The organism is Virgibacillus sp. LDC-1, assembly GCF_030137545.1.
Lineage (GTDB): Bacteria > Bacillota > Bacilli > Bacillales > Amphibacillaceae > LDC-1.
Genome location: NZ_JARUVL010000011.1, coordinates 78,098 through 90,176, shown reverse-complemented (window position 1 = coordinate 90,176; position 12,079 = coordinate 78,098). Strand labels below are relative to the sequence as shown.

At 38.7% G+C, this 12,079-nt stretch carries 12 protein-coding genes; 2 read left to right on the top strand and 10 right to left on the bottom strand.

Annotated features, from left to right (window positions below; translation table 11 throughout):
- Positions 1–390: 390 nt before the first annotated feature.
- The 9 genes from QBK89_RS10895 to QBK89_RS10855 all read right to left on the bottom strand — a co-directional run bounded on the left by QBK89_RS10895 (position 391) and on the right by QBK89_RS10855 (position 9,464).
- Entirely contained in the window at positions 391–1,002 is a 612-nt protein-coding gene (locus QBK89_RS10895) for a response regulator (RefSeq protein WP_284141078.1), read from the bottom strand.
- A gap of 35 nt (positions 1,003–1,037) precedes the next feature.
- The gene (locus tag QBK89_RS10890; protein WP_284141077.1) at positions 1,038–2,408 is read right to left on the bottom strand and encodes a sensor histidine kinase; all 1,371 of its coding nucleotides are present in this window, start codon (positions 2,406–2,408) and stop codon (positions 1,038–1,040) included.
- Positions 2,409–2,486: 78 nt separating this feature from the next.
- Positions 2,487–3,080, bottom strand: a complete 594-nt coding sequence (locus QBK89_RS10885) for a DUF6305 family protein (RefSeq protein WP_284141076.1) — start codon at positions 3,078–3,080, stop codon at positions 2,487–2,489.
- A 136-nt stretch (positions 3,081–3,216) separates the two neighbouring features.
- A complete protein-coding gene (nikC, locus tag QBK89_RS10880) occupies positions 3,217–4,128 on the bottom strand; it encodes a nickel transporter permease (protein ID WP_284141075.1) in 912 nt (303 codons plus the stop codon).
- Between the two features lie 48 nt (positions 4,129–4,176).
- Positions 4,177–5,181 (bottom strand): ABC transporter permease, encoded by a 1,005-nt coding sequence (locus tag QBK89_RS10875; protein WP_284141074.1) that lies wholly within the window; start codon positions 5,179–5,181, stop codon positions 4,177–4,179.
- 143 nt (positions 5,182–5,324) lie between these two features.
- Complete coding sequence (locus QBK89_RS10870; protein ID WP_284141073.1) at positions 5,325–6,968, bottom strand: ABC transporter substrate-binding protein; 1,644 nt, start codon at positions 6,966–6,968, stop codon at positions 5,325–5,327.
- Between the two features lie 56 nt (positions 6,969–7,024).
- Complete coding sequence (locus tag QBK89_RS10865) at positions 7,025–8,008, bottom strand: ABC transporter ATP-binding protein (protein ID WP_284141072.1); 984 nt, start codon at positions 8,006–8,008, stop codon at positions 7,025–7,027.
- Positions 8,005–8,997, bottom strand: coding sequence for an ABC transporter ATP-binding protein (locus QBK89_RS10860; RefSeq protein WP_284141071.1), 993 nt, complete (start codon positions 8,995–8,997; stop codon positions 8,005–8,007). Before QBK89_RS10860 ends, QBK89_RS10865 begins: the two co-directional genes overlap by 4 nt.
- A gap of 242 nt (positions 8,998–9,239) precedes the next feature.
- On the bottom strand, positions 9,240–9,464 hold the full coding sequence (locus tag QBK89_RS10855) for a hypothetical protein (RefSeq protein WP_284141070.1): 225 nt from the start codon (positions 9,462–9,464) through the stop codon (positions 9,240–9,242).
- Positions 9,465–9,718: 254 nt separating this feature from the next.
- On the opposite strand from QBK89_RS10855, the gene pdaB reads away from it, so the two are divergent.
- Complete coding sequence (gene pdaB / locus QBK89_RS10850) at positions 9,719–10,477, top strand: polysaccharide deacetylase family sporulation protein PdaB (RefSeq protein WP_284141069.1); 759 nt, start codon at positions 9,719–9,721, stop codon at positions 10,475–10,477.
- A 57-nt stretch (positions 10,478–10,534) separates the two neighbouring features.
- Here pdaB and QBK89_RS10845 read toward each other — a convergent pair whose 3' ends face one another.
- A complete protein-coding gene (locus tag QBK89_RS10845) occupies positions 10,535–11,188 on the bottom strand; it encodes a KinB-signaling pathway activation protein (RefSeq protein WP_284141068.1) in 654 nt (217 codons plus the stop codon).
- A gap of 139 nt (positions 11,189–11,327) precedes the next feature.
- Between QBK89_RS10845 and gerD the strand changes: the two genes are divergently transcribed.
- The gene (gene gerD / locus QBK89_RS10840) at positions 11,328–11,954 is read left to right on the top strand and encodes a spore germination lipoprotein GerD (protein WP_284141067.1); all 627 of its coding nucleotides are present in this window, start codon (positions 11,328–11,330) and stop codon (positions 11,952–11,954) included.
- The last annotated feature ends 125 nt before the right edge of the window (positions 11,955–12,079 follow it).

The following is a 12,079-nucleotide window of genomic DNA, read 5'->3' as shown; positions in this document are numbered from 1 at the left end:
TGTAAGATTGACACCAATCAATCTCAATTTCTTAGCTTGTTCAGAAGTCTTTGCTTCTGATTTTATTTTGAAAAACGAGGTCCGTTTTTCTTGACATACTGGTCGTTTTGTTCAGTTTTCAAAGATCAATTTTTTACTTTGTCGTTTTTTGCGACAAGATATAATTTATCATGGTTGCGAGTGATTGTCAACTGTTTTTTTGAAAAATATTTAATTCCTTTCACAACCGTTTTGCTAAGCTGACAACAGAAATTAATATACCATAAATAATAGGGCAAATCAAGATGTTATTTACCGTATTTTTATGATTTTTTATTAACGTGCATACCAACTGAAGGTCCTTTGCATTTACTATACAGCTTCCTCCACTAAATTATACGCATTCTCTATTTACATTAGTTTATATTTATTTTTAGGTCGCCCTGTTTTACCATATTCAAGGATTACCTTAACAGCTCCCTCTGCCTCTAAATAGTTCAAATAACGGTGAACAGTTTGGTAGGACACAGGAAGGTTATTTTGAATCGTGTTTATAGTTACAGGGGTTTGTTGATCAAGTAAATAGTTTTTAATCGAACGCAAGGTTGCTTCATTAATTCCTTTTTCAACAAATGCACTCTCCTGTGGCTTGGTTAGCTTGCCAACCTTTAAATTAATTCGAATCCGTGAGATTAAGTCAGGAGCTTTAATTGGTTTTAAAGCGAAATCGGTAGCCCCGGCAGCTAAAAATGCGTTTGCAATATCCTGACGCTCATCAACCGTCAAAATAATAATCGGAACGACACTATTTAATTTGCGAATTTCCTTCGTCGTCCGAATCCCATCCCAGTCAGGCATATGGTAGTCCACCAACACAACGTCTGGTGTGTATAACCGAAAAAGCTCCACCGCTTTACGTCCAGTCGAGCATTCCAAGACATTCCAATTCGCATACTGACAAATTTCTCTTAATGTAAAACGAATATCCGAATTATCATCTACGACTAGTACTGTTGAGGTCATCTCTTCCCCCTCCTTTTAGCATTTACTTCTTTTCATTACACTGATACCTGAGATTCACTGACCTCCTCCGGCATTCTAATATTCATCTGCGTCAATAGATTTGGTCTACTATTTACCGTAATGGTCCCTCCGTGATTCTCGATTACTCGCTTTACAAAAGACAATCCGATACCGGTGGAATTGGTAGTACTGAATCCATCCTTCCATATATGCTGCAAATCATCTTGACGGATGCCCGAACCGTTATCTTCGATTTGTATCAATACTTGTCCTTTATCCCGCTTCACATTAATACGAATAAACCCTCCACTTCCTGTAAATGAGCAAACCGCATTCTCTAACAAGTTCGCAATTGCTCGCGAAAAACGAATTTTATTTACATATAGAATTGGTACATTTTCCACCATAAAAACTTCTAACTTAATAGCCTGGTCATCTAAATTAAGATGGCTAACTACATATTCTAGTAATTCAGAAACAGGTGTCGCTTTTTTTGTGTTCTCATGCATGATTTCGGAGATCATATCTTTCATTTTATTCACCGATTGATTAATACGGTTAAAATAATTCCTCCACATCCCATCAGGAGACGTCTTCATTTGCATTTCAATTAAGCTAATTAACCCCTCCACTGTAACCAGTGGGGTTTTAAGGTCGTGAACTAATGTTGTCATTTCTTCATATACTTTGGATTCTACAAGGGCGATTTTAGTTTCCTTTAACTCTTCTTCCTGCAGTTCATACCGCTTTAATGTATCCATTTGCTTTCGCTGTAAAAAGATTAATAATGTAAAAATGATTGCAATTACTAAAAATGCAGCAAAGAATATGGTCGCAATCGTATTGAATAGACTATTGTCGGTAAAGTATGCATCCGCCATTTTTATACTTGCTGCCATATCATTCAGACCAAATCCAAAGCTAGATAATGCAGGAATTAACTGGAGCCATTGCATCGATATAATTAATAACAGTAAAATAATCGAGAAAATAAAATAGTAGTACTTCTGTTTCGGTATATAGACTTGGAGCAGTAATAACAGCCCAAGTGTAAGAAAATGTGTTTGGAACGTCAGATTCTCATGATGTAGCCCATTAAAAAGAAACATGCTACTAGTCGTAAGGATGATAAAGCACCCTAAATAACGCAACATTTCAACACGCTGACAAAACACTCGTGAAAATAGAAATGCACCAAAATAAATAAAAAAGAAGATAACCGTATACTTGGCAACATACATAAAAGATGTAATAAGGAGCTGACCGCTATCACGATCGATAATGCTTTCATTTATTTGTATGATCATAAAAGCCGTCATACGATCCAAAAAATAAGGTAGCATTCCTCCATAAATTAACATCCCAAGCCCTAGCAATCCGACGACATAATGTTTCTTCGCTTTCACTCTTCCACCTCCTACGTCTAGCAGAAAAGGGATTCTGTTGCATCTTTTGTATTTGCTAGCCCATCTCAAGTTACAAGCTTAACGAAAAGCCGAATTGAACGGAACACGAATATCATCTAACTCGCTTACAAATGTAGCTGGTACACGAAATTGCTTTAAAGCATGTTTGATTTTGCTGCCATATTTATTCTCTTTCATACCAATATAATAATCTGCACGCTGAACTAATTGTTCAAACAACTGCAAGGACTTCCTATCACTGCGATAATTTCCCGATAAATGAACAAGAATCAACGCATTTTCCTGGTTTTCCACTTCCTCCGCAATCGCTTTTATCCGATTAACCTCTTCTTCGAACGTTCGATTTACTTGAGTCATCCCATTCGCACTATACCCAATCACTACAGCAACCGTATTGTAATCATATAAATCTGAGGCAAGTACTCTCGGGCGGTAATCCACATCTAAGTGAAGATGTTCCGCAATGGAATAAAGTATCGATGCTTCTACTGCTTGTCCAGCACTCGTAATTAATAGCTTTTGATCTCCAATTGGCGCAGGAAGATTCGGATAAGAAGCATATGGTTTACTTTTAGTTGCCGTCTGCTGTGGCGCAATGACAAACAATATTAAAATGAAAAAACAGATAGTAGCAGGGATATATTTTTTCATTCGATTCCCCCTCAAAAAATAGCTTGGAAGCAAGAAAAAAGGTAAAGCAATTGCTTTACCTTATCTTACTATAAATATAAAATATTCAAAATACTTTCCTTTCAATTAACTTAAATTAGACCTGCTTCCTTATCAGTCATCGCTTTAATCTCGGATCTAGCGCATCCCGCAACCCATCTCCAAATAAGTTAAAGCCTAGAACAACAAGAAATATAGCAAGTCCTGGGAATGCTACAACCCATGGAGCAGTTTGTAATGCAGCTCGTCCGTCACTTAGCATTGCCCCCCATTCTGGAGTTGGTGGCTGTGCACCAAGACCTAGAAAGCTTAAGCCTGCCGCATCTAAAATTGCCGTTCCTATCCCTAAGGTTGCTTGTACGATAATTGGTGCTAGACTGTTCGGCAGTACATGTTGAAACAAAATACGGCGATGCTTTGCGCCTATCGATCGCGCTGCCTCAATATACTCGGTTTCCTTCACCGATAACACCGTTGCCCGAACAATTCGAGCAAATTGAGGAATACCCACTAGCCCGACTGCAATCATTGCATTTGTTAAGCTTTTTCCAAGAACAGCAACCAGTGCAATGGCTAACAAAATACTCGGAAATGCCATCATAATATCGATGATGCGCATAATAATTTGATCGACCCAGCGACCAAAGTAACCAGCAAGTCCTCCGAGTAACACACCGATGACTAAAGAAATACCGACCGAAATAACTCCGATTTGTATGGAGATTCGTGTTCCATATACAATGCGACTAAAAATATCTCTTCCAAGTTCATCTGTACCTAAAATATGTTCTGAGGATGGAGGCTGGTACCGATTCACAATCGATTGATCTGTCGTACTATGTGTAGCAATGATCGGAGCAAAAATAGCCGTAATTATTAACAACAAAATAATACATAATCCAATCAAGGAGGTTTTACTTTTAATAATTCGAGTTAACGCATCTACCCACAGCCGTTGACCTTTTATTTGTACATTCTTGTCAACAGCATCGATACCCGGATCTGTAACAGGATTTGGTTGTATAGCCATAAGACACTTCCTTTCATTCAAGATAAGCACAAAACCTGTTCAACTTGATCAATTAAATTTGATACGCGGATCGAAATATTTGTATAAAATATCCGTAATCAAATTAATTAATACAAATAAGGTAGCGATAATTAAAATGGTTGCTTGAACAATGGGATAATCTCTGCCAAGTACAGCAAGCAATACGTACCTTCCTACACCAGGCCAAGAGAATATCGTTTCTGTAAGCACTGCACCTCCGAGCAATAACCCAAATTGCAGCCCAATTACAGTCAATACTGGTAAAAATGCATTTTTTAATGCATGCTGAAAAATGATTAAATGACGCTTTAGCCCTTTCGCATTTGCGGTACGAATATAATCTTGTCGCATCACTTCCAGCATACTTGACCTCGTCATCCTTGCAATAATCGCCATCGGAATAGTTGCCAGTGCAATTCCTGGCATAAGCAAGTGTAAAAATACATCTTTAAACGCTACCCAATTCCAGGTTAGGATACTATCTAATAAATAAAAGTTCGTAATCGTATCTAGCTCCACTCCAGTCGTAATCCTGCCAGAAGGAGGTAAAATGTTAAATGTAACTGAAAAAATCCAAATCATCATCAGCCCTAACCAAAATATTGGCATCGAAACCCCAAAAAGCGCCCCAGTCATACTAATGTTATCAAACCAGGAATATTGCTTTACCGCGGCAATGACCCCCGCTAAGATTCCAATTACAATCGCAATGGTCATTGCAAAAACAGCTAATTCCATCGTGGCTGGTAGCTTTTGCATCAGTTCATAGGAAATATCTTCTTTTGATTGAATTGATTCACCTAAGTCCCCCGTAAGGACCTTGCCCATAAAACGTCCGTATTGAACCATGTATGGATCATTTAAGCCTAACTCCTCCCGCAATAGCTCGAGCTGCGTTTCGGAAGCTTTTTCCCCTAGCATACTCCTTGCTGGATCACCGGGAATAAGATGAATCAATGAAAATGTAATGATGGAAACGCCAAGTAATACAGGGATTAACATCATTAATCTGCGGATAATATATTTTGCCATGTTTGTGACCCCTCCGTTCACGCACTTCAATCTTTCCTATTCGCATGATTGGAAAAGGCTCTTTCCCGTTCATCATCGACCGACAAGGAAAGAGCCTTCCATAAACTACATCCTTCGTTAATCAACGAACCTAGAATAATCGTCTATTCTTGAATATCTAGCAAATTAAAAGGTTCACTTCCCGTTGGATGCGGAACATAATTCACAATACTTTTCTTTGCAGCCAGTGGTGGAGTCGTATGCGCGATTGGGAACCAAGGCGCATCGTCATGAATAATCTCTTGCGCCTTCATATAAAGCGCTGTCCGCTTTTCTTGATCCATTTCAACCTGTGCTTCCTTCAATAGGTCATGGACTTCATCACTCTTGTAGAAAGCAATATTTCCTGCTGACCCCATTTTCGCATTATCCTTATCCAATAATACGTACATGAAGTTATCTGGATCTCCATTATCACCAGTCCAACCGAGGAAGGCCATATCATGCTTTCCATTCTCTGTTGCATCTAAATGGGAATCCCAATCATTTTCAACAATCTTTACCTTAATATTGACTTCCTTCAGCATTTCTTGGATTGCTTGAGCAGTTACTTTTGGCTGTGGCATATATGGTCTTGGATTTGCAAACGTGTACAATGTGATTTCAAAGCCATCAGCATAACCAGCTTCAGCTAATAACGCTTTCGCCTCTTCCACATCATATCCATAATCCTCTACATCATCATTAAAGCCCCATAATGATGGTGGAATTGGGTTTTTAGCAGCCTTTCCAATCCCTTCATAAAGTGAAATAAGCTGTTCCTTATCGATCGCTAAATTAACCGCTTGTCGCACAAGCTTATCCGCTAATGGGCCTTCCTTATCTGTGTTCATCGCCATATACGATACATTCATTGAAGGACGACGAATAATCTGTAAATTATCATCTCCTTCAGCTGTTGCAATATCCTGTGGATTTAATCCCATCATTAAATCGATACTACCAGCCTGAAGCTCCATGAAGCGCGCACCATTATCCGGAATTACACGAAAGACAACTTGATCGACATTTGCTGGTTCACCAAAGTAATCAGGGTTTTTCTTTAACGTAATCTTGTCATCTGGCAACCATTCTTCAAATGTAAATGGACCAGTTCCAACTGGATTTTTAAAGTAGTCTTCTCCATGCTCTTCTACAGCCTTTGAACTCGCAATTCCAAAAGGTGGCATCGCAAGCGTATAGAGGAATGGTGCATTCGGTTCTGATAAAGTGAACGTAACTTCGTAATCTCCTGTTGCTTCCACCTTTTCGATAATTCCTTTCATATTATCTTCAGAGGCCCCAAACATATAGCCATAATAGACAAATTCTGCTGACGTCGTCCAACGCTCAAAGTTGAAGACAACATCTTCTGCTGTAAAATCATTGCCATCATGGAACTTTACATCATCTCGTAATTGAAAGGTCCATACTTTCCCATCTTCTGAAACCTTCCACTCGGTTGCTAATGCAGGCTTTACTTCTGTGCTTTCTTCTTCATAGCGTACCAATGTATCATAAATTTGGTTTGTAACATAAATGGATTCTCCATCCGTTACTTTTGAAGGATCGAGTTGAATCGAATCCGCTCCACGGCCAAAAACAAGAATCTTATCTCCACTCGCTTCTCCTTCTGAAGCTTTGTTTTCGCCTTCCGCATTTCCGCTTCCTTCGCTTTCTGATTGCGTATCCTTGTTACAAGCTGCAAGTATAAAAAACAGTGCTATTGACAAAATGAACAGAAATAATAAACGTTGCTTTTTAATCATAATTCTCCCCCTGCTTTTTTAGATTCTGCTTTATGTGCATAACGGTCAGCTTGCTGTTAAGCTTCGACCACCTCCTTGACAAAATGACATGCTGCCATTACCCCGTTTTCGGATGCTTTTCGTAATGATGGTTTGGAGGTTCGGCAAATTTCTTCGGCAAATGGGCAACGAGTATGGAATTTACACCCGCTTGGTGGGTTTTGCGGTGAAGGCAAATCCCCTTTTAAAATAATGCGTTGCTTTTCCTCATTTGGATTTACTTGAGGAACAGCAGAAAGTAACGCTTGGGTGTATGGATGCTTTGGATCACGATATACTTCTTGCGCATCCCCAATTTCAACTAGCTCCCCTAAATACATCACCGCAACACGATCACTAATATGGTGAACGACACTAAGATCATGGGCGATAAATACGTAAGTTAAATCAAATTCCGCCTGCAAATCCTCCATTAAATTAATTACCTGTGCTTGAATAGAAACATCTAATGCAGAAACCGGCTCATCACAAATGACAAGCTCAGGATCTAATGCCAAGGAACGCGCGATTCCAATTCGTTGGCGTTGCCCCCCACTAAATTCATGTGGATAACGTTGCTTATGGTATGCACTAAGCCCAACAACCTCAAGCAAATAATCTAAGCGTTTTTCCCGTTCCTCTCGAGGAATATTAAAGATTTTCATCGGCTCTGAAATAATTTTCTCAATGGACTTTCTTGGATTTAACGATGCATACGGATCCTGGAATATCAGTTGCATTTCTCGTCGTAATTTGCGAAGCTTTTCCCCACGAAAGTTCGTAATGTTTTCACCCTTAAAATAAATCTCTCCACTCGTTGGCTCTAACAGTTTGAGCATTACTCTTCCTGCTGTTGATTTCCCACAGCCACTTTCTCCAACAAGACCGAGCGTCTCCCCTTTTTTAACGGAAAACGAAATCCCATCTACCGCTTTTAAGACACGCTTTTCCCGCGAAAAAACCGCATCATTTTTAATCGGAAAATGTTTCTTTATATCTTTCACTTCAAGTAATGCACTCATGTCGTTACCGCCTTTTTTGATTGATCGTACAATAAACAACGAACACGATGATTTTCATCCACCCTCGTCATTACTGGATCCGTCTTTATGCACGCTTCCATTGCATGTGCGCATCGGGGTGCAAAGCTACATCCCTTTGGAAGTGCTCGTAAATCTGGGGGCGAGCCTTTTATTGTCGCAAGCTTTTCCTTTTCTGGCGTGATTTTCGGTATGGAATGCATTAACCCTTGCGTATATGGGTGTTTGCCGTTATCAAACAACTGCTTTGTGCTCGTAAATTCCGTTGGCTTTCCCGCATACATAACCATGACATTGTCACATACCTCTGATACAACACCGAGATCATGGGTAATCATGATCATTGCCATATTGAGTTCCTGTTGCATTTGCTTAAACAACTCTAGAATTTGCGCCTGGATGGTTACATCTAAAGCAGTTGTTGGCTCATCCGCAATCAATAACGATGGATTACAAGATAACGCCATTGCAATCATCACGCGCTGCCGCATTCCCCCGCTAAATTCATGTGGGTACGTCTTAAGACGCTTTCTTGCATCTGGAATACCAACTAGCGTTAACAACTCCACTGCACGTTCTTTTGCTTGTTTTTTTGTTAGTCGTTCATGCGCTAAAATGGTTTCAACCATTTGCTTTTCAACAGTAAAAACTGGATTTAGTGATGTCATCGGGTCCTGAAACACCATCGCAATTTCTTTTCCTCGAATTTGGCGCATTTCCTGTTCTTTTTTGTGCAGCAAATTTTCACCTTTAAAGATAATCTCACCTGCTACAATTTCTCCAGGAGGATTGGGCACAAGACCAAGAATGGACATAGCAGTTATACTTTTTCCAGAACCTGACTCTCCCACAATACCGAGTGTTTCCCCAGGCTTGATAGAAAAATCAACACCATCGACTGCTTTTACCACTCCAGCCTTCGTGAAAAAATGTGTATGTAAATTGCGAACCTCTAGGAGCGGTGAAGTCATATGCGTCCTCCTTTTTAAATTAATCAAATTAGTTAGATATTTTTGAATTTATACTATATTACATCTATATGAGAGCATGTATAAAGTTTTTCTCATTTTTCTTAAAAATAATTGACACCATATGCATTTGTTTTTCCAATATAAAAAGCCTTCTGCTCTTGGTTGAACAGAAAGCTAGCCTATCTCCATATGTAACTTCATCCATTGACATTTTGCCAATACATATGAATCGCTTATTTCGATTATCCTTCGTTTTTTGTTTTCTTCGGTACATATTTCAAGCATTCTTCATGACTGGCTACTCTTCTTAACAACTGAAAAAGGACCCGATATCGTTCTCGCATAGACTGTTTTACAATGGGGTCAATGCGATGATCCTCTAAATCAAAGAGCAATTCTTCTAATTCACGTTTCACTAAATATTGCATCTCTTTTTGCTCTAATTCGTTAATAATCAAGCCTAACATTTTCTCACCTCACACCATACCACAGTTATTCGTGAAAAATGTGGAATTTTGTCGGTTGGTTTTCTTAATTTATCCATTCTTTATCATTTTATTCAGAAGTTGATTTTCTCGAAACTTGTCGAAGTAGTTTTCATTTGTTATTTCCTTTTTTACTGCTTTATAAACCCGTTTGTTTTTTATTAGCTTGTTCATAATATCGCTTTTATCTCATAAATATAATAAAAGACAAGCCTGATACAAAAGGAGGGAACCGTATGCAGCATTTTTATGTATGGAAATTCGGTAAGAAAGCACGAATCCTTACCCTTATACTATTTGCTCATCTTGCTGCCATTTTTATTTGGATGGAAACAACTGGAACGCTATCGGTGTTTTCCAATGAGGAACCAAATGTTCTGGCAAAGGGGAATGAAAAAGAACCAAATATTGCACTTACCTTTAACATAAGCTGGGGAGAAGAACGTGTAGAAGGGATATTAAAGCAGTTGGAAAAAGAACAAGTGCAAGCGACGTTTTTTGTTAGTGGAGAATGGGCAGAAAGACATCCAGAACTTGTTGAAATGATTGTCAAAGGAAAACATGAGCTAGGGACGTTGGGCTATCGCTATAAAAGCTATCTTGATCAGGAAATAGAGCAAGTGCGAAAGGATTTATTGCACACAAAAGAGGTCTTTAAAAAGCTTGGCTACGAAAATGTCGAGCTTCTACGCACACCTAATGGCCATTTTAACGAAGAGATTGTAGAGCTCGCAGAATCAATTGGCTTTAAAGTGATTCATTGGAATGTCAATTCACATGATTGGAAAAATCCCGGTACCCAGAAGATTATTGATCACATTATGAAGAACACCTCAAATGGTGACATCATTCTGATGCATGCTTCTGATTCCGCTAAGCAGACAGCTAATTCTTTAAAAACGATTCTGCCAGGTTTAAAAAATAAAAAATTGTCCTTCGTAACAATTACTGAGTTGATCAATCAAGCCCACGCAAAAGCAGAAATAGTTGATTAAATGGAAGCTTTCACATGTATCTGACTTCATAAAAAAACCTGATGAATCATTGATCCATCAGGTTTTTGAGCTTGCTTGTTTTTTATTGTTTAAGGCAACAGCTGGCTTTTTAGATCTGCCGTCCTCTTGTTTAATAAGGCGGTGTAAAGCAAGTAATTGATATGTATTCGAAACAAGTAATGGGACAATCATTAACAAAGCATAATCGGTTCCACTTGTACGGAGACCCGGCACCCACTCAATCGTTGTCATAACAACCATTAAAAAGAGGGCAGGTATAAAGGCGCTGCTATTCGTTTCCTTTGCTTTGATATAAGATACAATTACACCATATATAAGTAAGCCTGCCGCTACAAGAACATAACGAAGAAGCGATCCATCCCCGTCACTTGCTGTATATGGAAAATAAACTAAATCAAACAACACGAACAGGATAAGTAATACTTGAACGGTTGGCCAAAAGGAACGGAAAAGTCCCAAACCAAACCGATGAATAAATAAATAAGCAAAAAACCCTGTTTGACTTACAACCGTAAACACCAAGCCTAAGCCAAGCGAAAACAATAACACACCAACTAATTCTTTCAAATTAAGTGGATTAAGATAAGCGAGGTATTGATCGGTTTTAACAAAAAAACTCGTAATAAGTCCTGCTAATCCCCCAATTAACAAAGTTCTCGTAAATAAAGTAACTACTTTTCGACTATTCAATCTCATTTCCCCCTGCCGCTTATGATGCACAAATCATACCACCCGTATTTTAACATGAACAACTTGTTTTTTCCTCTACAAGTGCATATTTTTTCGTTTCGGTTCCATATTAAACATAAGGAGGAAGGAGGATTTCCTTATGTTTCCGAGATCACGATTCATACTGTTTAGCATAGTAATTATGACGCTTCTTTCTGCTTGTAGCGGAGAAAATCCAGCTGCGAAAGAAGGGGAATACGATACAACAAAAAAAATGGTTGTTGATATATTACAAACAGAGGAAGGAAAAAAAGCACTCGCAGAAATTATGGCCGATGAAAAAATGAAGCAGGAGCTTATCATGGATGCGGAGGTTGTTAAAAAATCAATCAATGAAGCATTAACCTCTGAAAAAGGAAAAGAAATGTGGGAAAAGCTTTTTAAGGATCCAAAGTTTGTAAAGGACTTTGCTAAATCCATGGAGGATAGTCATAAAAAATTGATGAAGGACTTGCTAAAGGATCCCGAATATCAAAAACAAATGATTGACCTCATGAAAAATCCAGAAGTGGAAAAGCAAATGCTAGATGTACTAAAAAGTCAGCAATTTAAAGCGCATTTAGAAGAGTCCATTCAACAAACATTTGACTCTCCATTATTTCAAGCTAAAATCCAAGAAATCCTATTAAAAGCTGCGGAAAAGCAAGGGAGCCAGCAGCAAGGTGGACAAGGACAAGGCGGAGGTGGAGGTGGAGAACAACAGGGTGGAAGCGGAGGCGGTGGTTAATTTACCCGCCTTCTTTTTATACATATTTCCCATCTTACAAACACAACCCATTCCTTTAAAAAATTGATTCTAATCATTCCATTTTTGTTCACAAACGTTCGCTATTTTCTTCCCATTTCATTGCT

Bases quoted from the DNA above. Each gene is read 5' to 3' on its own strand.
- nikC (WP_284141075.1), bottom strand. From the start codon at position 4,128: ATGGCTATACAACCAAATCCTGTTACAGATCCGGGTATCGATGCTGTT.
- QBK89_RS10895 (WP_284141078.1), bottom strand. From the start codon at position 1,002: ATGACCTCAACAGTACTAGTCGTAGATGATAATTCGGATATTCGTTTT.
- pdaB (WP_284141069.1), top strand. From the start codon at position 9,719: ATGCAGCATTTTTATGTATGGAAATTCGGTAAGAAAGCACGAATCCTT.
- gerD (WP_284141067.1), top strand. From the start codon at position 11,328: ATGTTTCCGAGATCACGATTCATACTGTTTAGCATAGTAATTATGACG.
- QBK89_RS10885 (WP_284141076.1), bottom strand. From the start codon at position 3,080: ATGAAAAAATATATCCCTGCTACTATCTGTTTTTTCATTTTAATATTG.
- QBK89_RS10855 (WP_284141070.1), bottom strand. From the start codon at position 9,464: ATGTTAGGCTTGATTATTAACGAATTAGAGCAAAAAGAGATGCAATAT.
- QBK89_RS10875 (WP_284141074.1), bottom strand. From the start codon at position 5,181: ATGGCAAAATATATTATCCGCAGATTAATGATGTTAATCCCTGTATTA.
- QBK89_RS10865 (WP_284141072.1), bottom strand. From the start codon at position 8,008: ATGAGTGCATTACTTGAAGTGAAAGATATAAAGAAACATTTTCCGATT.
- QBK89_RS10870 (WP_284141073.1), bottom strand. From the start codon at position 6,968: ATGATTAAAAAGCAACGTTTATTATTTCTGTTCATTTTGTCAATAGCA.
- QBK89_RS10860 (WP_284141071.1), bottom strand. From the start codon at position 8,997: ATGACTTCACCGCTCCTAGAGGTTCGCAATTTACATACACATTTTTTC.